The sequence below is a fragment of the Janthinobacterium sp. PLB04 genome (genome assembly GCF_021165895.1).
Lineage (GTDB): Bacteria > Pseudomonadota > Gammaproteobacteria > Burkholderiales > Burkholderiaceae_D > Janthinobacterium > Janthinobacterium lividum.
Genome location: NZ_CP088968.1, coordinates 5,807,628 through 5,828,161 on the forward strand (window position 1 = coordinate 5,807,628; position 20,534 = coordinate 5,828,161).

Below are 20,534 nucleotides of genomic sequence, written 5' to 3' on the forward strand. Positions count from 1 at the left end.
GCTATCAGCCCTGATTACCAGCCAAAATACTCATCACCGCCATGCGCACGGCGATACCGAAGGTCACCTGCGGCAGGATCACCGCCTGCGGACCGTCGGCCACGGCCGAATCGATTTCCACGCCGCGGTTCATCGGGCCCGGATGCATGACGATGGCGTCCGGTTTCGCCAGCGCCAGGCGCTCGGGCGTCAAGCCATAGCTCTTGAAGTATTCCTGCGCCGATGGCAGCAGCGCGCCGCTCATGCGTTCATTTTGCAGGCGCAGCATGATGATCACGTCGACGCCCTTGAGGCCTTCATCCATGTTGGTGAAGGTGCGCACGCCCATCTGCTCCAGGCCGCCTGGCAGCAGGGTGTGCGGGCCGATGGCGCGCACTTCCGGCACGCCCAGCGTGGTCAGCGCGTGGATGTCGGAACGGGCCACGCGGCTGTGCAGGATGTCGCCCACGATGGCCACCGTCAAGTTGGTGAAATCCTTCTTGTAATGGCGGATCGTGTACATGTCGAGCAAGCCCTGGGTCGGGTGCGCATGGCGTCCGTCGCCCGCGTTGACAACGTGGACGTGCGGCTGCCTGGTGTCGATCAGGTGCTTGGCGATCAGGTAGGGCGCGCCCGACTGCGCATGGCGCACGACGAACATGTCGGCATGCATGGCCGACAGGTTGTCGATGGTGTCGAGCAGGGACTCGCCCTTGCTGGCCGACGACGCCTGGATGTTCAGGTTGATGACGTCGGCCGACAGCCTTTTTGACGCGATCTCGAAGGTGGTGCGGGTGCGCGTGGAGTTTTCAAAGAACAGGTTGAAAACGCTCTTGCCGCGCATCAGCGGGACCTTTTTCACATCGCGGTCGGAGATGCCGACGAACGAGGAAGCGGTATCGAGAATGTGGTTGACGATAGACTTCGGCAAGCCTTCGATCGTCAGCAGATGTTGCAGTTCGCCGTGTTTATTCAGTTGCGGATTAAGCATGGTGGGTATCTATGGTGAGCGTGAATTTTCCATCGTCGGCTTGCTTCAGGACCAGGGCCTGGCCCGGCGGCACGGCTGTGAAGGCGGCCACGAAATCGGCGGCCACCGGCAACTGGCGCTCGCCGCGGTCGACCAGGGCGGCCAGCATGATCTTCGCCGGGCGGCCATAGTCGAACAATTCGTTGATGGCCGCGCGCGTGGTGCGGCCCGTGTACAGCACGTCGTCGACCAGCAGGATGGTGGCGCCGGCCACGTCAAAACTGATCTGCGTCGGCTTGACGTCCGCATGCAGACCCTTCTGCGCAAAGTCGTCGCGGTAGAACGAGACATCGAGCACACCCAGGCGGTCGAGCAGGTTCAGGTCGCGCGCCAGGCGTTCGGCCAGCCAGGCACCGCCCGAATGGATGCCGACGATGGCCACGTTGGGGATGCCCGCCAGGCCGCTCTGCACTTGCTGCAGCAAGACCGCGTACAGGGCCTCGGCGTCGAGTTGGGAAGGATTCATAGGATGCGGCATAGAGTTCTTGATCATTCAGGGAGGAAGTCTAGGGTCAGATTAATAATTCGCGTCGAAATACTGTTGCAGGATGATGGCGGCGGCGCGGTCGTCGATCACTTCACCGCGCTTGGCGGCGATGACGGCCGAGGAGTAACGCTCATCGACAAGTTCCACCGGCAGGTTGAAGCGGCCATGCACCTGGTTGGCGAAACGGCGGCAGCGCGCGCTCATCTCGTGTTCCGTGCCATCGGGATGGCTGGGCAAGCCCACCACGATGCGGCTGGCGCCCCACTCCTTGATCAGGCTATCGATGGCGGCAAACTTCGGCTCGTTCGCCGTGGCCGTGATCACGCTGAGCGGCTTGGCCTGGCAAATCATGGTATTGCCGATGGCCACGCCGATGCGCTTCAAGCCGAAATCGAAGGCGAGGATGGTATCGATGGCGTCACTCGTCACAGCATTTTTCCATAATAAAGATCAACATAGGTGGTGCCAGAAACCGTAGCGAGCAAGCTCAATGTCGGGTTGAGTAGCGGAGCTGTACGAAGGTACAGCGAGCAACGGATGCCCGAAAGTGGGCTGCGCAGTAGGTTTATGGCATCCACCTCATGCGTGTCCGGCCTCGCTCGCCAGCATGAGGGGGTCGATGCCCAGCAACTTGATGGCCGCCACGTAGCGCTGCTCGATGGGGAAATCGAACAGGATGTCGGCCGAGGCGCCTACCGTCAGCCAGCCGTTGCGGCCGATCTCGTCTTCCAGCTGGCCCGGGCTCCAGCCCGAATAGCCGATCGAGACCAGCATGCGCTCGGGGCCATCGCCTTTGGCGACGGCTTCGAGCACGTCGATCGACGTGGTAAACGCCACTTCATCGGTCACCGTCAGCGACGAGGAATAGCGCGCGCCCGGCGTGTGCAGCACGAAGCCACGGTCGTCCTGCACGGGGCCGCCGAACATGATCGGTTCGTTGATGATGGGCGTGTCGCTGCCGGCCGCCAGTTTCAGGTCGATGCGGTCGAACAGCACTTCCATGGTCATGTCGGTGGGCTTGTTGATGACGACACCCAGCACGCCGTTTTCATTATGTTCACACACGTACACGACCGTGCCGCCGAAGATCGGATCTTGCATAGCCGGCATCGCAATCAGGAAATGGTTGGCCAGATTCAGGGTGGAGGAACCGGTCGCGGCCGGCTCTCCCACACCCTGCATCAGACGATGTCCTGGTAGAGTCTGGTCGATTTTACTCTTTTTCATACGCGATGCTCTCTCTGTGGGCTTGCTGGCAAGTCTCGCTTACCCCGCTATCGTACGCCTGGCACATCCTGCCGCGAATGCTGGGCGGCGGGAACCGTATTGCCAGGCGCTATTCTTGTTATGTTATAAATTAGTTATCAATTTGCTGTGCCATGCGGCGACATCCTGCACGCTGAGTGACTTGCTTGATAGGAAACGTCGCTTTCCCTGCAAGCGCATTTCAATGCCAATTGTAAAATTGATTGCAAAATCGCTGTCGCACATAAAGCACCATGAACATACCCGGTAGTTTACACTGAATTGCCGCCGCAGCGACGCCAAAGGCACGACGCGAGCGGCCATAAAGCCCTGTTGGCGGCAAAAAATCGCCTATCTTTGACCCTGAACACGCGAAATAATGACAATCAAGACTTCCCTGGTGTGGTTCCGGCGCGATCTGCGCGCGTTTGACCATGCTGCACTGCATCACGCCCTGCGCCAGAGCCAGGCCGTGCATTGCGTCTTCGTGTACGACACCGCCATCCTGGCAACGCTGCCGCGCCGCGACCGGCGGGTCGACTTCATCCATGCCAGCGTGGCCGAGCTCGCCAGCGAGCTGCGCCAGCTGGGCGGCGACCTGATCGTGCTGCACGCGGACGCGGCCGAGACCATCCCGCGCCTGGCCGCCGAGTTGAACGCCGACGCCGTTTTTGCCAACCACGACTACGAGCCGCAAGCGATCGCGCGCGATGCCGGCGTGGCCGCCGCGCTCACGCGCGACGCGCGCCTGTGGTTCAGTTTCAAGGACCAGGTCATCTTTGAAAAGGACGAGGTGCTGACGCTCTCGGCCAAGCCGTATACCGTCTACACGCCGTACAAGAATGCCTGGCTGAAGAAAATGCGCGCCGAACCCGCCTGCCTGGCGCCGTTCGATATCGAGCCGCATGCGGCCAGCCTGGCGCCGCCGCGCGCCGGCACGCCGGCGCCGCTGCCCACCCTGGGCGAACTGGGTTTCGAGGCCAGCAACCTGGCCGAACTGGCCATCCCCACCGGCATGGCGGGCGCCAGTCAACTGTTCGAGGATTTCCTGCCGCGCGTGGCCCGCTATGACGTGGCGCGCGATTTTCCCGCCCTGAAGGGGCCATCCTACCTGTCCATGCATCTGCGCTTCGGCACCGTGTCGCTGCGCTATCTGGTGCGCACCGTGGTCGACCTGATGGACCGCGGCGGTGGCGGCGATGGCGCGCCCGTGTGGCTGGCGGAACTGATCTGGCGCGATTTCTATGCCATGATTTTGTACCAGAACCCGCACGTGGAAGGCGGCGCCTTCAAACCCGCCTACGACGCCATCGCCTGGGAAACGGGCCCCGAGGCCGATGCCTTGTTTGCCGCCTGGTGCGAGGGGCGCACCGGCTATCCGCTGGTGGATGCGGCGATGGCGCAGCTGAACCAGACGGGCTACATGCACAACCGCCTGCGCATGGTCACGGCCTGCTTTCTGATCAAGGATCTGGGCATCGACTGGCGCCGCGGCGAAGCGTATTTCGCGCTGCACCTGAATGACTTCGACCTGGCCTCGAACAACGGCGGCTGGCAATGGGCCTCGTCGTCCGGCTGCGATGCGCAGCCCTACTTCCGCATCTTCAACCCCGTCACGCAGTCGGAAAAATTCGATGCCAGCGGGCGTTTCATCCGCCGCTACCTGCCGCAGCTGAAGGCGCTGGGCGACAAGGAAATCCATGCTCCCTGGCTGGTGCCGCGCATGCTGCTCGAGCAAAAAAACATCATACTGGGGCGCGATTATCCGGAACCGCTGGTGCAGCACGACGAGGCGCGCAAGGAGACCCTGGAGCGTTATGAAGTGGTCAAAGTGGTCAAGTAAGGCCACCGGCTTCCTGTGCGGTGAACGGCGTCCACACCGACCGCCAGGCGCCGTGCGGAAGTTTCGCCTGCATGGAAAGGGATAGTCCGCCCGTCCCCAGCTTGTCGCCGGACTGCCATTGCGCATTGTCAAGGCTCAGTGCCCGCGCCCTTCCCATATCCACATTGATCATTTCGCGCGTGTCATAGCCGACTTCCAATATGGGGTGCAGCACCCTCCCCATGCCTGACAAATACAGGGTATCGACATGGACATCGGGCTTGTCGAAACGTTCATACTGCCTCGTCGCGGCGGATTTGAACCCCTTGCCCATGGCGATGCCGATGGTGGCCGGACCATCGCACCCCAGCAGCGCGGCGAGTGCCCAATAGTCATGATCGGCAATGACCAGCCTTGCCAGGCAGCGTACTATCCATGCCGGCTCATCGGCCCTGAACGCATTCCAGTAGGGCTTCAGCGAGTTCTGCAGATAGCCCACTTCATGCAACGCCCCGACGAGGTTGATTTGCCTGTCGATGGAGTCGATATCCTGCAACAGATGGGCGACGGCCGCGGCGACCGCATGCTCACCTTTGGCCATGGCTTTGTCTTCGAGTTTTTTCAGTTTGGCGTGAAGGCTCATTGTTTTCCTGATTTGGCGATGCACGCCTGTTATGGCTGCCGCGGTGTTTCGGCACCAGCCTCCGTTTGCAGGCGCTGCACTTCCGCCAGCAATTCCTCTTCCTGGAACGGCTTGCCGAAATACGCATTCACGCCCAGCTCGAACGCATGCGCGCGGTGCTTGTCGGCGCTGCGCGAGGTAATCATGATGACGGGGATGGCGCGCGTCTTGTCGTCGCTGCGCACATTGCGCGTCAAATCAAAACCATCCATGCGCGGCATTTCCACGTCGACCAGCAGCAGGGCCGGCATGGCAGCCGGCTCCAGCGCATGCAGCTGTTCCAGCGCATCGACGCCATCCTTGGCCAGCAGCACCTGGTAGCCTTCGCGCTCGAACAGGCGCTGCATCACGCGGCGCACCGTCAGCGAGTCGTCGACCACCATCACGCGCACGGCAGGCACGGCCAGCGCGCTGGAAGCGGCATGCTGCTCGCTGCTGGCCAGCGCATACTGCGCCAACAGTTCCGGATGGTGCTCCAGATGCTGTGCCAGCGCCACCGGATTGAGGATCAGCACGATATCGCCCGTGCCCAGCACCGTGGCGCCGGCGATGCCCGGCATGCGCGCCAGCTGCGGGCCCACGTGCTTGACCACGACTTCGCGGTTGCCCACCACGTCATCGACCTGCAAGGCCAGCCTGTCATTGCCATTCCTCAGCAACAGCACGGGCGCATAGCGCTGCGTGGCCTGCGCCGCCGGCGTCTCGCCCAGCATGGCCGACAGGTGATGCAGCGCCAGCGACTGCCCGTGCGACTCGATGCGCCCGGCCGCCCGCACCTGCTCCAGCTGTTCGCCTTTCAGGTGCAGCACCTGCTCCACCAGCACCGATGGCAGGGCATACGTCTTGCCGCTGGCCGCCAGCAGCACCACTTGCGTGACGGCCAGGGTCAGCGGCAGGTGGATGGTGAAGCGCATGCCCAGGCCCGCCTGCGTCAGCGTTTCCACGCGCCCGCCCAGGGCCAGCGCTTCGGAGCGCACGATGTCCATACCAAAACCGCGCCCGGCCAGTTCCGTCAGGCTGTCGGCGGTGGAAAAGCCGGGCGTGAAAATCAGTTCGGCCGCCTGCGCGTCGGTCAATGGCGCATCCGTCGCCACCAGACCGGCGCCGTGCGCCTTGGCGCGGATGCGTTCCAGGTCCAGCCCCGCGCCATCGTCGGAAAAGGCGATCGCCACTTCATTGCCCTGCTGGCTGACCTGCACCAGCAGCTCGCCCGTTTCGCTCTTGCCCGCGGACAGGCGCGCGTCGCGCGGCTCGACGCCGTGCACGATGGCGTTGCGCAGCAGGTGCTCGAAGGGCGCCGCCATGCGTTCCAGTACACTGCGGTCGATTTCCACGCCGCCGCCGCGGATGTCGAGGTTGACGCGCTTGTCGACTTCCTTGGCGCTTTGCCGCGCCACGCGGAACAGCCGTTCGGCGATGCTGGCAAACGGCACCATGCGGATCTGCATCAGGTCGCGCTGCAGCTCGCGCGTCAGCCGCGCCTGCAGCACCAGGTCGTCCGTTACCGCATCGACGCTGTGGCTGAGGTTTTCGTGGAACGAGGCCACGTCGTTGACGCTTTCGGCCATCATGCGCGTGAGTTCCTGCAAGCGCGTAAAGCGGTCGAATTCGAGCGGGTCGAAATCGCGCTCGCTGCCGACGGCCATCCGCGAGGCGATCTGCGATTCGGCCTGCATTTCCACTTCGCGCAGCTGGCGCCGCAAGCGCGCCAGGTTGTCGGAAAACTCGGCCAGCGAAGCGCCCAGCACGCCCACTTCATTTTCCATCTTGGAGCGCGTGATCGACACTTCGCCAGCCTGGTTCACCAGGCGGTCGAGGATATCGGCGCGCACGCGCACCAGGGCCGCCTTCGGTTCGGCGGCCGGCGTGTCTTCCATGCCCGGCAAGGGCAGCAAGGGCTGCTGCAACTGTTCGAACAGGTGCAGCGCATGGTCGTAGTGGGCCAGCAATTCCTCGAAGGCCTGCGGCGTGGCGGTACCCGCATGCAGCATGTTTTCGATATGCGTCTCGATTTCATGCGCATGCTGGCCCAGGCGCATGGCACCGGCCATGCGCGCGCTGCCCTTGACCGTATGCAGGGTGCGCAGCAGCATCTGCGCCTGGCCACTGTCGTGCGGCTGCTGCTGCCAGCTGCGCAGCGCCTCGCCGATCTGCGGCAACAGGTCGGCGCCCTCCTCCAGGAAGACGGACAATAAATCGAGGTCGAGTTCATCGCTGATGCCGGCGCTCGCCGCCAGCAGCGCGGCCGCGTCGGCCGGCATGATGGCGGGCGCCGGCGCTTCCGGTGCCGCGTGCTCCAATGGCGGCGCGTGCTCGAAACCGGCGTCGAACAAGTCGTCGCTGGCGCCGCTGTCCTGCATCGGCGCCGGTGCCGGCACTTCGGCAGCAGCCGGCTGCAGCGCGTCGGCGACGATGCTCGCATACGTCGCCTCGAACAGGGTCTCGAGCTGGGGTACAGGAATCTCGGCCAATGCGTCGGCCGGCGCGCCGACGATGCTGGCGTAGGCGGCCGCAAACAGGGCGTCGAGCCGGTCTTCCTGGCTCTCGCCGGGCGGTGCCGTCAGGGCGCGCCACAGGGTGTTGAGCGCTTCGATCATGTCCGGCTGCGTTGGCGCCAGATCGCCCAGCGCGAACGCCTGCAGCATTTGCCCGATGCGCTGCGTGGCTTGCTCCAGCACGTCGTGCTGTTCGGCGCGCAGGCCGGCCAGCGGCGGCACCACCGTCTCGATCACCGTTTCAAGCGCATGCGCCAGGTCGCGCAGGGACTGGAAACCCACCGTGCCCGAGGTTCCCGCCAGCGTATGCACGGCTTGCAGCGCCTCCGCGCTGACGGCGCGCTGTTCATGGCGCCACTCGCCGAAGTCGCGCGTGAGCACGCGCAGCAATTCATCCGTTTCGGCCAGGTAGATGTTGTACAAGGGAAGGCTGATGCGCAGTTCGCCCACGTGCTTGAGGTGATCGTCCGGCGCTTCGTGCAGCGTGGGCGCCGTGGCCAGGGGAAGTCCGATCACATTGCCATTGCTGGCCACGGGCGCGGGCGGGCGCGGCTTGCGCAATTCGAACGGGCCGCCTTCGCGCACGCGCTCGGCCGCCATCAGCAGCATGCCGGCCTCGCGCTCGCGTCCCGCTCCGCCTTCCAGTTCGGCCACCCATTCGCTGAGCTGGTACCAGCCGTAATTCAGCAAGGTGAACAAGTCGTCGCTGACGGGGCGCGCCTCGGCCAGCCAGGTATTCATGACGCGTTCAATGGCGCCGGCCGCTTCGGCAAACTGCGCCAGGCCGATCATGCGGCTGCTGCCTTTCAGGGTATGGAACGAGCGGCGCAGCATGGCCAGGTGGTCGCCGCTGGCGGCCTGCTCTCGCGGCAGGGCCAGGGTGGTGTCGATAAAGGCAAGCACTTCGCGCGCTTCGGCCAGGAAGATATCGAGCATCTCCCCATCGACGTCGGTCACGGCGGGCGCGGCATCCATGCCAGCAGGCGCGGCGGGCGCCAGGGTCTGGTCGAGCAAGGGCACCGGTACGGCACCGGCGGCGGCGACTTTCTCAAATGGCAGGGCGCGGAAGGTGCCGGCGGCAGCATCGAAATGGAAACGCCCGCTGGCCGCCTGCGCATTGCGGCCCAGCATATCGACAAAAAAGCCCAGCGCGCTGACATTTTGCGCGATCTCGTCGAGCGCCTCCGCATGCGCCTCCGCCTTGGCGCCACTACCGGCCAGCTGCCGCACGGCCGCGTCGACCTGCAGCACGGCGGCGCACGCGTCTTCCTGTCCCAGCCCGGCCAGTTGCTGCTGCAACTGGCCCAGCACGGGCGCGACGCCATCGAGTGCCCCCTCCGGCCGCAACGTATCCGCGTAATAAGCGTTGAGCACCTTTTCCACCTGGCGCAGGCCCGTCTTCATTTCCTCGGCCAGCGCGGCCACCGTCTGGCCCTGTTCGATCTGGCGCGACATCTCGCCCGCCGTGACGGGCGGCGGCGCTTCGCCAGCCAGCAATGCCTGCAGGCGCGCGGCGATGGTTTCCGCATTGCCGGCAAAATCGTCGGGCAGGCGGCGCAGCTGCTCCAGCCCCGTGTCGGCAAACAGCAGCGCCACGCCGATTTCATTTTCCAGGGCCGCGCTGCGCCCGCTGGCCACGGCTTGCCGCGCCACGGCAGCGCATTCGCGCAGCAGGCTGGCCAGGGCCGGCTGCTTCAAGGACTCCACATGTGCGGCCACCTGTTGCAGCGACTCTTCGAAATCCGTGCCCAAGGCTGGATCGAGGTCGGCTTGCGCCAGGCGGCTCCAGCTGGCGCGCGCCTGCGCCAGGGCCGTGCGGGCGCCTTGCAAGGCATCCTGGTCAACCTGGCCGTAGCGCCGCGTTTCCACGTCGGCGGGAACCTGCCCCTCCAGGGCGAAAGCGGCGCGCAGCTGGCGTGCCTCCGGCGTCGGCTCGGTGGCGGCCGCGATGAAGAACAGGGCGTCGCGCAGCATCGATTCGGGCAGGCTGGCCGTACCCTGCGCCAGGCGGCGCAATTGCAGGTTGATCAGGCCGAACAGCTGTTTGACGTTGAGCGTGCCCATGCCCTCGCCGCTGGCCGCCAGCCCGGCAAAGGCCTGCATGGCGAACCAGAAGGTGCGCGCTGGTGCTTCCTGCTGCGCGTCGGCTACCAGGGTCAGGGTGGCGTGCAAGTCGCTGGCATGCTGGCGCCGCGCCGCGTCATCCTGCGCCTTCAGGAAGGGCAACAGGGACTTTTCAAAGCGTCCGCGCCAGGCCGGATAATCGGCCACCGGAGGCGCCTGCGCCAGCGCGATGGCATGCCCTTCCAGCATCGATGCCGGCGGAAAGAACAGGTCGGCCGGGTGTATACGCTCGGCGCCCAGCATGGCTTGCAGGTCGCGGTAGTAGGGAAACAAACGCGTGGGCTGCGGCGGCGTGCCGGCCACCAGATCTTCCAGGTATTCGGTCAGGGCCTGATACAGTTCGGCGACGACTTGCGCATGGTCCAGCGTGTATTCGAGGCTGCCGTCACGAAAGCGCGCCAGCGCCTGTTCCGCGCCGTCCGTCAGCAGGCTGGCGCCGGCCACGTCCACCATCACCAGCGCGCCATGCGCCTGGTGCAGATGCGAGCGTGCATGCTGCAGGGCCGTGGCGCGCTCCTCGCGCTCGCGGCCACCCGCCTCGAACAGGGCCGTTTTCGAGCGTCCCAGCGCTTCGCGGATTTCCACCATCACCCACGACAAAGGTTCGCTGTCGAACGGCTTGGACTGCTGTGGACTATCAGGTGTGCTCATGCATGCCTCGGTAAGGAAATCGCCTGGACTGGCGCGGCGTTCAGGCGGCGACGCGGAAGCGCGACACCGAATTCTTCAGTTCCTGCGCCAGCATCGACAGTTTATGGATCGATTGCGCCGTTTGCTGCGTGCCATCCTGGGTCTGCTCCGTCACGCTCAGGATATGCTGGATATTCAAGGCCACGCCGCTGGCCGAACCGGCCTGGGTTCCGGTGGCGAACGAAATGCCCTGGATCAGTTCTGCCAGGTGTTTCGACACCTGGCTGATGTCGTTCAAGGCTGCGCCGGCCGCGTCCGACAGGCGCGCGCCCTCGACCACGCCCTGCGTGGACGTTTCCATCGCCCGCGTCGCATCCTGGGTATCGGCCTGGATGGTGCGCACCAGCGCGCCGATCTGCTTGGCGGCGGCGGCCGAGCGTTCGGCCAGGCGCTGCACTTCCTCGGCCACGACGGAAAAACCGCGCCCCGCCTCGCCGGCCGATGCGGCCTGGATGGCGGCGTTCAGCGCCAGCACATTGGTCTGCTCGGTGATGTCGGAAATGAGCTCGGTGATCTCGCCGATTTCCTGCGACGATTCGCCCAGGCGCTTGATGCGCTTGGACGTATCCTGGATCTGCTCGCGGATTTCATGCATGCCCTTGATGGCGTTTTCCACCGCCGTCGAACCCTGCTGCGCGGCCGCCACCGATTGGCGCGCCACGTCGGCCGAGACGCTGGCCGACTTCGACACGTCGGTAATCGCATTGGCCATCTTGACCACGGTGGCGCTGACGCCCTGGATTTCGCGCGACTGCTGCTGCGACGCGATCAGCAGCTTGCTGGAAATGCTTTGCGCCTGCGTCGAGGCGCGATTGACCTGTTCGGCCGTCGCCGTCACCCTCCCCACCAGGCCGCGCAATTCCTCCACCGTGTAGTTGACGGAATCGGCGATGGCGCCCGTGATGTCTTCCGACACGGTCGCCTGCACCGTCAGGTCGCCATCGGCGACCTTCTGCAATTCATTCATCAGGCGCAGGATGGCCGCCTGGTTCTGCTCATTCCTGGCCTTCGCCTCTTCCTCTTTTCCCTGCGACTGGAGCCGCAGGATTTCCGCTTCCTGGCGCCGCCGCTCGGCGTCGCGCGTGCGGTTGACGGAGTCCTGCAGCAGCACGCGGCCGATGCCGGCCGCCGCGATCAGGGTCAGCAACACGCCGCCGACCATCATCCAGAAGGCGATGCCCAGGGTTTCCTGGTTCACGTGATACATCTGCTGCAGCAGGGTCAAACGCTGGCGCAGGTCTTCGTTCTCGTTGAAGATCAGCTGTTCGGCGCTTTTCGCCGAACTGAATTTGTCGAGCCGGTCGAGTATCGACGACACCAGCTTCTGGTACGTGTCGAAACTGGCTTTCAACGCCACCAGGCGGTCGCGCAGTTCGGCGTCGCGCGTGGGCGCCAATTGCAGCGACACGCTGCCATTGAGCAAGCCTTCCACGGCGGTGCGGAAATACGTCGTGTCGCGTCCCAGCGAAAATGCCGTTTCCGAGCTGATGCTGCCCGACGAGAGAAACTCGCTGGCGCTGCGGCTCATGCGCTGGCTCAGCATCATCAGGCGGCCGATGACGGCCAGGTCGCGCGCATTGCCGCCACGCTGCACCTTGAGCGCGGCGATTTCCTCGGTCTGCGCCAGCAGCGCCGGCGACAGCCCATTCAATTGCTGCAAGGTCTTGTCGAATTCGCCCAGCTCCGGCTTCAGGCGCAAGATGGTGCTGGCCGCGCGGTCGCTGCTGGCCCACTTCTTGCGCGCGTCGGCCACCGCCGCCAGCAGGGCGGCACGCGACTCGCCGATATCGCGGCCGTGATACGTCCCGCCGCGCAGCATCAGGCGGAAATCCTGGTTCAGTTCATTGCGGCTTTCCTCGAGCTGGCGGAAGGCTTCCGGATTGCCTTGCACGGCGTTGGGCGCGGCCTTGCCGATGCGCTGCGAATGCATCAGCGCATCGCTGGCCAGCTGCGTTTGCGCCGAGGCGATATTGCCGCTGCGCGTGTTCAGCCCCACGAACAGCAGGCTGGCGGCCAGGCTCAGGGCCATCAGCGTCGACAGGATGCTCAGCTGCTTTTGCAGCGGAAAATGGCCGATCAGCGGCAGCTTCAAGTCGCTGACCGGCGCGCTGGCCAGCGACTTGCGCCGTCCCAGCGCGTCGCGCAGGCGCAGCGGCAGGTCTGCCGCCGATGCCGGCGCGTCCGCAGCGTGCTGCGCTTCGGGCATGCCGGCCGCCAGAATGGGGGAATTGGCGCCCATCAGCAAATATCCTTGTGGTCGGGGTAGCCGTCAAAGCCGGCATCGAGGAAGCGTTCCGATTGCGCCAGCTGCGCCAGGTCCAGGCGCAGCCACTGCTGCCCTTCGCTGTCGCGCAGCGCCTGCGCCGCCCACGATGGGAGCACACCCTGCGCCGCATCGTGAACGCGCACGGATTGCATCGCGCGCAACTGGCGCAAGCCCAGCACGCGTTCGACCAGCAGGGCGCAATTGAGGCCCAGACGGGGAGAAAACGTGATGATGCGGCAGTGATTGCCCGACACGCAAGCCGGCTCGCCCATGTAGCGGGCCAGGTCGACGACCGCCGTCAGCCGTCCGCGCATGGCCGCCAGGCCCAGGTACCAGTCCTGCGCCAGCGGCACGCCCTGGATCTGCACGCCGGAAGCAATCACGATTTCGCCCAGCTGCGTCAGGTCGAGCAGGCACGGCCGGCCACCGAGCATCACGCCCAGTTCCTTGCGCGCTGCCAGCGCGCCGCTGCGCGCGGCCTGTATCCGCTCGATCAATTGCAGCTGATACTGGCGCAAGCGCCCCTGCCGCGCGCCCGTCTCGAAAGATGGCATGGCAGCGGCAGGCGAAAGGGCCGCTGTGGACACGCCGTGACCTGGCATCGTGTGCATTCTCAGGAAATCGCGGCGATCTTGGCCAGCAGCTCGGCTTCGACCACCGGCTTGACCAGGTAATCGCGCGCGCCCTGGCGCAAGCCCCAGATGCGATCCGTTTCCTGGCTCTTGCTGGAGCAGATAATCACCGGCACGTCCTGCAGTTCGGGATCGCGCGCAATCGCGCGCGTGATCTGGAAGCCATTCGCACCGGGCATCACCACGTCCATCAGGATCAGATCCGGCCTGGCCTGCTTGAGCTGCGCCAGCGCGTCGGCGCCATCCTGCGCCGTGAGGACGGCATAACCGGCACGCACCAGCATCTCGCTCAGGTAATAGCGTTCTGTCGGCGAGTCGTCGACGATCAGAATTGTGTGTATGGCCATCTGCTTCCTTGCTGCGTTGTCAATCAATAAAAACACTTATTCAAAATGCCCGGCCAGGTGCAACCGCACGGCCTCCAGCAACGCCTCGCGCGCCAGCGGCTTGGCCAGGCAGGCGCTGGCGCCCGCCATGGCCCCGCGCGCGCGGTCGAACAAGCCTTCCTTCGACGACAGCATCAGCACCGGCGTGGCGTGGAAGGCCGCACTGGCCTTGATCAGCGCGCAGGTACGGTAGCCGTCCAGGCGCGGCATCACAATGTCGCACACGATCAGCGCCGGCCGGCAATCGGCGATCTTGGCCAGGGCATCGAAGCCGTTTTCCGCCACCACCACGCGATAACCGGCCTCGCCCAGGATCTTCGCGGCCGCGCTGCGTATCGTCGCGCTGTCGTCGATGACGAGTATCGTGGCGCTGGCGCACACGGCATCGGGCGGCGCCTCGGGCAAAAAGGGACGCGTCATGTGATTATTCGACAATCTTTCATACCATAGCACAGGCAGCCGCCATACCTGCGTGCGGCAGCGGCATCCCATGAATCTCGATTGATTACAGCGCCACCATCTCGAAATCATCCTTGCGCGCACCGCATTCAGGACAGGTCCAGTTCATCGGAACATCGGCCCAACGCGTGCCCGGAGCGATGTCTTCGTCGGGCATGCCGGCCGCTTCATCATAAACCCAGCCGCAAATAAGACACATCCACGTTTGGAATTGCTGCGTTGTTTCGTTGCTACTCACGTTCTGCCACCCTTCAATCAAGTAAAATGCTGAATTAGGTATCTTAATCTACCCGCCGTGCAAAACCAAACTTCTCCCCTCATATTAAGCTTCGGCGTGTCCGATCCGGTCGGTGCGATCGGCATCCAGGCCGACCTGGCCACGTTTTCAGCCTTCGGCTGCCATGGCCTGTCCGTCACCACGGGCCTGTTGATCAGCGATACGGCGCGCGTGGAAGACGTACAGGCGGTCGACCCGGACTGGGTTTCCGACCAGGCGCGCGTGCTGCTGGAAGACATGTCCGTCTCGGCCATCAAGATCGGCGCGCTGGGCAGCGTGGAAAACGTCACGGCCATCGCCGAAATCGTCTCCGACTATCCGAACGTGCCGCTGATCCTCGATCCCTTCATTTCGGCGCTGCCGGAACAGGGCATGGACGATGAAGACATCCTGACGGCCGTGCGCCAGCTCCTGATCCCGCAAACCACCCTGCTGGTGCTCTCGCCGGTGGAACTGGAGCGCCTGGCCGAGACCTGGCGCGACGCCGATCCGGACGACACCCTGCAAAACGACGTCGACTACCTGGTCGCCCTGGGCTGCGAATACGTGCTCGTCACCGGCATGCCGGCCGACGCCAGCAAGTCCGGCACGGCCGAAGGCAAGCTGCGCGCCAACACCCTGTTCGGCGAGGACGGCGTGGTACGCCACGACGAATGGCAGCACCTGCCCGGCATCTTCAACGGTGCCGGCAGCACCCTGTCTGCCGCCGCCACCGCCCTGCTGGCCCTGGCGAATGATGAAGACGATGTGCCGCAGGTGGTCGTGGCGGCGCAGGAATTCACGGCCGGCGCCCTGGCCCACGCGCAGCGCCACGGCATGGGCAAGCTGGTGCCGAACCGCCTGTTCCGGCAACAGCGCCAGCGCGGCGCCCAATAAGCACAGACGACACAGACAACGATCCACTTTCAAGGCACGATTATCATGACGACGACTTCACAAAACGACATCCTGTTTGCCCGCGCACAAAAAACCACGCCAGGCGGCGTCAATTCGCCCGTGCGCGCCTTCCGCTCGGTCGGCGGCACGCCGCGCTTCATCACGCGCGCCGAAGGCCCGTACTTCTGGGACGCGGACGGCAAGCGCTATATCGACTACATCGGCTCGTGGGGCCCGGCCATCGTCGGCCACGCCCATCCGGAAGTGGTGAAGGCGGTGCAGGATGCTGCCGCGCTGGGCCTGTCGTTCGGCGCGCCGACGGAAGGCGAAGTGCTGATGGCCGAGGAAATCACGCGCCTGGTGCCATCGATCGAACAGGTGCGCCTGGTATCGTCGGGCACGGAAGCGACCATGAGCGCCCTGCGCCTGGCGCGCGGCGCCACGGGACGCGACAAGATCGTCAAGTTCGAAGGCTGCTACCACGGCCACGCCGACTCGCTGCTGGTGAAAGCGGGCAGCGGCCTGCTCACCTTCGGCAACCCGACGTCGGCCGGCGTGCCGGAAGATTTCGTCAAGCACACCCTGGTGCTCGACTATAACAACGTGGAGCAGCTGAAAGACGCCTTCGACAGCTTCGGCGCGGAAATCGCCTGCGTCATCGTCGAACCGGTGGCCGGCAACATGAACCTGGTGAAAGCTACGCCGGAATTCCTGCAGGCGATGCGCGAACTGTGCACGCAGCACGGCGCCCTGCTCATTTTCGATGAAGTCATGTGCGGCTTGCGCGTGGCCCTGGGCGGCGCGCAGGCGCTGTACGGCATCAAGCCCGATCTCACGGCGCTGGGCAAGGTGATCGGCGGCGGCATGCCGGTGGCGGCCTTCGGCGGCAGCGCGGCGCTGATGCACAACATGGCGCCGCTGGGCGCCGTCTACCAGGCCGGCACCCTGTCCGGCAACCCGGTCGCCGTGGCGGCCGGCATGGCTACCTTGAAACTGATCCAGCAGCCTGGCTTCTACGAGCAGCTGGGCGCCACGGCCAAGCGCCTGGCCGAAGGCCTGACCGCCGCCGCGCAAGAAGCGGGCGTGGTCTTCTGCGCCGACTACATCGGCGGCATGTTCGGCATCTATTTCAGCGCCACCCCGCCGACCAGCTACGCGGAAATGATGGCGGGCGACCGCAGCAAGTTCAACGCCTTCTTCCACGCCATGCTGGACGAAGGCGTATACTTCGCGCCCGCCGCCTTCGAGGCAGGCTTCGTCTCGGCGCAGCACGATGACGCCGTCATCGACGCCACCATCGCCGCCGCGCGCAAGGTCTTTGCCAAACTGGCCTAAGCGTTTTACACGGCCGCGGTGTCCATCACCGCGGCCACCAGCGCCGGCAGCCTGGCCATGTCGTTGAACACGACATGCGCACCGGCCGCCTTCAGGCGCGCTTCCTGGCCGGGCGCGATATGCCCGCCGCCAATAAACCCCAGCACCGTCATGCCCGCCGCCACGGCCGCCGTCACGCCCGTGACGCTGTCTTCCAGCACCAGACACTGGCCTGGCGGCACGCCGAAGGCGGCAGCTGCCGCCAGGTAGACGCCCGGATGCGGCTTGGCGTGGCCCACCAGGTCCGGCGTAAAGACGCGCTTGTCGAACAGCGGCGCCATGCTGGTCCGCTCGAGCGCCGACAGCACGCGCGCGCTGACGCTGTTCGAAGCGACGGCCTTGGGCAGGGGAATGGCTGCCAGCGCCTGCGCCACGCCAGGCACGGCGCGCAGCTGCGCGTCGCAGGCCGCATCGACGGCGTTGCCGATGGCCATGATCTCGTCGGCCGGCAATGGCGGCAAACCCAGCTCCTTGTAGATATCCTGCATCAGCGGCACCAGGCGCTGGCCCAGGCGCGGCTCGATCAAGCCTTGCAGGGTGACGCCCTCGGGCAGGTTCTGCAGGCGCGGTCCCAGCAATTCCAGCAGCGCTTGCAGGGCCACGGCTTCGCTGTCGATCAGCACGCCATCGCAGTCGCTGATCAAATGGGTATAGCGCAGTGGGGTGGTGGCGGTATCAGGCATGGACTCTCCAGAAGGCAACGGTGACGGGAAATGCGGCGGCCAGCCGGCCAAGGCAGGCATCGCAACGATCATAGGTGGAACAGGCGGACGCTACCACGCAGAAAACGTCTGAATGACGATACTTTTCTGCAAAAGGCAGCCAACGGGGGAAAGAATCGGGCGCCAGGCAGGCGTCGACGCGTAAATACCAATTCAATACCACGCAATACCAGTGATTATCGCTGATTTTTGAATTCGCTGCGTTCGTCTTGAAACCGGGACGCGGAAAGCGCCCCGGCGATGCGGTTTACTTCAGCCAGCCGCGGTGGCGGAAGTACAGGAACGGCGCGATGGCGCTGGTGATCATCAAGCCCCAGGCCCACGGATAGCCGAACGACCATTCCAGTTCCGGCATCAGCTTGAAGTTCATGCCGTATACGCTGGCGATCAGGGTCGGCGGCAGGAAGGCCACGCTGGCCACCGAGAAGATCTTGATGATCTTGTTCTGGTTGATGTTGATGAAACCGACGGTGGCATCCATCAGGAAGTTGATCTTGTCAAACAGGAACGAGGTATGGCCGTCCAGCGATTCGATGTCGCGCAAAATCTGCCGCGCTTCCTCGAACTGCTCGGAATTGAGCAAGCGGCCGCGCATCAGGAAACTCACGGCGCGGCGCGTATCCATCATGTTGCGGCGGATACGGCCATTCAAATCTTCCTCGTGGGCAATCGCATTCAGCGCTTCGGCCGCGTGCGCATCGGTAAATTCCTTTTGCAGCACGCGCGTGCTGACTTCTTCCAGGTTCTGGTAGATGCCTTCGAGCACGTCGGCCGAATATTCGGCATCGGTGGCGTACAGGTCGAGCAGCACGTCCATGTAGTCGGCAATCGAGCCGGGCCGCGAACGGGCGCGCATGCGCACCAGGCGGAACACGGGCAAGTCGTCCGTATGCATGGAAAACAGGATCTTGCGGGCCAGGATGAAGGCGACCGTGATGACGCGCGAGGGACCATCGTCCTCTTCGCGCAGGAAATCTGTGCGCAGGTGCAAATCGCCGTTTTCCGCTTCGTAATAGCGGGCCGACGCTTCAATATCCTTGACTTCGTCTTCGCCCGGCAGGGTGACGTTGTAGATGGCCTTGACCCAGGCCCGTTCATCATCGGTAGGGTCGGTCAGGTCGACCCACACCGGTTCGGCATTTTCGAGGTCTGCGCGGCTGTCGATCGGCACCTGGTTGAGCCGGCCATTCTGTAATACAAAGACATTGATCATGCGCGCTCTCAGCCGGATGTTGGGTTATCGTGATGTGCTGGCGCTGGCGCCAAAAATGAAAACAGCGCAAGTGTACCCGCAAAGGCCTTTTCACGACCACCCCCGGCACCGCTTTTTCACGGAAAAAGTGCGGCGTTGCACCAACCGGTGCCGATTAAGATGCTGCGCCGCAATAGTGCCAATCAGGCAGCTTTAACTTTATACAAAGAAAGCCGGCTGCCATCAAGGCAGTTCCGCCGCTCCCATGCGGCGCAGGATCACGCCCGTACGCCGGTTCAGGTAGCCCGTATCGCGGTGACGGTCATAAAAGCGGGGGTTCGGCAGCATCACGGCCAGTTTTGCCGCCTGCCCGGCGCTCAGGCCCGCCGCGCTGACCCGGTAATAGTGGCGCCCGGCCGCCTCGGCGCCGAAGATGCCCGTGCCAAACTCCACCACGTTCAAATAAATCTCGAAAATGCGCTGCTTTTCCATCAGGCTTTCCAGCATATACGTGATGATCAGTTCCTGGCCCTTGCGCACATAGCTGCGCGAGCCGGACAGGAACAGATTCTTCGCCAGCTGCTGCGTGATGGTGGAACCGCCCGCCACGACCTTCTGCTTCTTGCTGTTTTTTTCATATGCCTTTTGCAAGGCTTCCCAGTCCACGCCTTCATGCTCGGAAAAATTCGCGTCTTCCGAAGCGATGATGGCCCGTTTCAAGTTGTTCGAAATGCGGTTGTACGGCACCCACGTCTGCTTGATGGTGGCATTGGGATTCTTATCCTGCAAGACAGACAACTGTTCGCGCATGAAAGCCGTACTGGACGGGTTATGCTCGACCCACCACCAGATTTGCAGGAAGAAATACAGCTGCACGACGATAAACGCCAGCACGGGAACGATGAACAGCCACTTGATCCAGCCGTAGCGGCTGCCGCTGCGGCGCTGGCCCTTCTTGCCGGCGCTCACAGGGCACTGCGCAATTGCGCCAGCAAATCCTGCGTCCGCGGCCGCACGCCGCGCCACACGTAAAACGCTTCGGCCGCCTGCTCCACCAGCATGCCCAGGCCATCGCGCACCTGCGCGCCATGCTGCGCGGCAAAGTCCATGAAGACGGTGGGCTGGGCGCCATACATCATGTCCAGCGCCAGCGTGTGATCGCCGAAGATTCCCGGCGGCACGGGCGGCAAGTCGCCCGCCAGGCTGGCCGAGGTGGCATTGATGACGATATCAAAGACGCCATCGGGCTGCGTGTAGCCGCCGGCGCGCAACTGACCGGGGTGCGCCAGCGCATCGGCAAACTGCGCCACCAGCGCCTCGGCCGTGGCCACGGTGCGGTTGGCAATGTAGATTTCCTGCGGCCCCTGTTCCAGCAAGGGCAGCACGACGCCGCGCGCCGCGCCGCCCGCGCCCAGCAGCAGGACGCGCTTGCCGGAGACACTCACGCCCGCGTTGCGCACGATGTCCTCCACCAGGCCCGCGCCATCGGTATTGTCGCCAAGAATGGTATCGCCATCGAAACGCAGGGTATTGACGGCGCCGGCCGCTTGCGCGCGCGGCGTCAGGACGGTGGCCAGCGCGCACGCGTCCAGTTTGAAGGGCACCGTCACGTTCGCGCCCTTGCCGCCCTCGGCGGCAAACGTACGGGCCGCCAGGGCAAAGCCATCGAGCGGCGCCAGGCGGCGATCGTAGACGATGGGCTCGCCCGTCTGCAGGGCAAACGCGGCGTGGATCAAGGGGGACTTGCTATGGGCGATGGGATTGCCGAAGACACAATATTGATCGGGATTCATTTC

The 20,534-nt window shown here is 64.5% G+C and carries 18 protein-coding genes; 3 read left to right on the forward strand and 15 right to left on the reverse strand.

Annotated elements, in window-relative coordinates:
- Positions 1-4 precede the first annotated feature (4 nt).
- The 4 genes from LSO07_RS25680 to LSO07_RS25695 form a co-directional block, all read right to left on the reverse strand.
- On the reverse strand, positions 5-970 hold the full coding sequence (locus LSO07_RS25680) for an aspartate carbamoyltransferase catalytic subunit (protein ID WP_034780223.1): 966 nt from the start codon (positions 968-970) through the stop codon (positions 5-7).
- Positions 963-1,487, reverse strand: a complete 525-nt coding sequence (gene pyrR, locus LSO07_RS25685; RefSeq protein WP_151096996.1) for a bifunctional pyr operon transcriptional regulator/uracil phosphoribosyltransferase PyrR — start codon at positions 1,485-1,487, stop codon at positions 963-965. The genes LSO07_RS25680 and pyrR overlap by 8 nt, the downstream gene beginning before the upstream one ends.
- Before the next feature lie 39 nt (positions 1,488-1,526).
- Entirely contained in the window at positions 1,527-1,910 is a 384-nt protein-coding gene (ruvX, locus tag LSO07_RS25690; protein ID WP_034747830.1) for a Holliday junction resolvase RuvX, read from the reverse strand.
- Between the two features lie 165 nt (positions 1,911-2,075).
- On the reverse strand, positions 2,076-2,678 hold the full coding sequence (locus tag LSO07_RS25695; protein ID WP_034746689.1) for a YqgE/AlgH family protein: 603 nt from the start codon (positions 2,676-2,678) through the stop codon (positions 2,076-2,078).
- 442 nt (positions 2,679-3,120) lie between these two features.
- Here LSO07_RS25695 and LSO07_RS25700 point away from each other — a divergent pair, with 442 nt between their 5' ends.
- Positions 3,121-4,584: a cryptochrome/photolyase family protein gene (locus LSO07_RS25700; protein ID WP_151096998.1), complete on the forward strand. Its 1,464-nt coding sequence runs from the start codon at positions 3,121-3,123 to the stop codon at positions 4,582-4,584.
- On the opposite strand, the gene LSO07_RS25705 is transcribed toward LSO07_RS25700, so the two are convergent.
- The 7 genes from LSO07_RS25705 to LSO07_RS25735 form a co-directional block, all read right to left on the reverse strand.
- Positions 4,577-5,206 carry a hypothetical protein gene (locus LSO07_RS25705; RefSeq protein ID WP_151096999.1) on the reverse strand — a complete coding sequence of 210 codons (630 nt, stop codon included), beginning with the start codon at positions 5,204-5,206 and terminating at the stop codon, positions 4,577-4,579. The two genes, LSO07_RS25700 and LSO07_RS25705, sit on opposite strands and share 8 nt — an antisense overlap.
- 29 nt (positions 5,207-5,235) lie before the next feature.
- Positions 5,236-10,515: a hybrid sensor histidine kinase/response regulator gene (locus LSO07_RS25710; RefSeq protein WP_151097001.1), complete on the reverse strand. Its 5,280-nt coding sequence runs from the start codon at positions 10,513-10,515 to the stop codon at positions 5,236-5,238.
- A 40-nt stretch (positions 10,516-10,555) separates the two neighbouring features.
- A complete protein-coding gene (locus LSO07_RS25715; protein ID WP_034780233.1) occupies positions 10,556-12,793 on the reverse strand; it encodes a methyl-accepting chemotaxis protein in 2,238 nt (745 codons plus the stop codon).
- On the reverse strand, positions 12,793-13,374 hold the full coding sequence (locus LSO07_RS25720) for a chemotaxis protein CheW (protein ID WP_070256117.1): 582 nt from the start codon (positions 13,372-13,374) through the stop codon (positions 12,793-12,795). The genes LSO07_RS25715 and LSO07_RS25720 overlap by 1 nt, the downstream gene beginning before the upstream one ends.
- 59 nt (positions 13,375-13,433) lie before the next feature.
- Positions 13,434-13,799 carry a response regulator gene (locus LSO07_RS25725; protein WP_034780235.1) on the reverse strand — a complete coding sequence of 122 codons (366 nt, stop codon included), beginning with the start codon at positions 13,797-13,799 and terminating at the stop codon, positions 13,434-13,436.
- Between the two features lie 36 nt (positions 13,800-13,835).
- On the reverse strand, positions 13,836-14,258 hold the full coding sequence (locus LSO07_RS25730) for a response regulator (RefSeq protein ID WP_070255929.1): 423 nt from the start codon (positions 14,256-14,258) through the stop codon (positions 13,836-13,838).
- A gap of 85 nt (positions 14,259-14,343) precedes the next feature.
- Entirely contained in the window at positions 14,344-14,496 is a 153-nt protein-coding gene (locus LSO07_RS25735) for a rubredoxin (RefSeq protein ID WP_034780237.1), read from the reverse strand.
- A 96-nt stretch (positions 14,497-14,592) separates the two neighbouring features.
- Here LSO07_RS25735 and thiD point away from each other — a divergent pair, with 96 nt between their 5' ends.
- The gene (gene thiD, locus LSO07_RS25740; RefSeq protein WP_034780239.1) at positions 14,593-15,450 is read left to right on the forward strand and encodes a bifunctional hydroxymethylpyrimidine kinase/phosphomethylpyrimidine kinase; all 858 of its coding nucleotides are present in this window, start codon (positions 14,593-14,595) and stop codon (positions 15,448-15,450) included.
- Positions 15,451-15,495: 45 nt separating this feature from the next.
- The gene (gene hemL, locus LSO07_RS25745; RefSeq protein ID WP_034780241.1) at positions 15,496-16,785 is read left to right on the forward strand and encodes a glutamate-1-semialdehyde 2,1-aminomutase; all 1,290 of its coding nucleotides are present in this window, start codon (positions 15,496-15,498) and stop codon (positions 16,783-16,785) included.
- A 5-nt stretch (positions 16,786-16,790) separates the two neighbouring features.
- On the opposite strand, the gene LSO07_RS25750 is transcribed toward hemL, so the two are convergent.
- The 4 genes from LSO07_RS25750 to aroE form a co-directional block, all read right to left on the reverse strand.
- Entirely contained in the window at positions 16,791-17,507 is a 717-nt protein-coding gene (locus LSO07_RS25750) for an HAD family hydrolase (RefSeq protein ID WP_151097003.1), read from the reverse strand.
- Between the two features lie 286 nt (positions 17,508-17,793).
- Complete coding sequence (corA, locus tag LSO07_RS25755) at positions 17,794-18,759, reverse strand: magnesium/cobalt transporter CorA (RefSeq protein WP_034746658.1); 966 nt, start codon at positions 18,757-18,759, stop codon at positions 17,794-17,796.
- Positions 18,760-18,981: 222 nt separating this feature from the next.
- Complete coding sequence (mtgA, locus tag LSO07_RS25760; protein ID WP_070255932.1) at positions 18,982-19,707, reverse strand: monofunctional biosynthetic peptidoglycan transglycosylase; 726 nt, start codon at positions 19,705-19,707, stop codon at positions 18,982-18,984.
- Positions 19,704-20,531, reverse strand: a complete 828-nt coding sequence (aroE, locus tag LSO07_RS25765) for a shikimate dehydrogenase (protein WP_151097969.1) — start codon at positions 20,529-20,531, stop codon at positions 19,704-19,706. The genes mtgA and aroE overlap by 4 nt, the downstream gene beginning before the upstream one ends.
- Positions 20,532-20,534 lie beyond the last annotated feature (3 nt).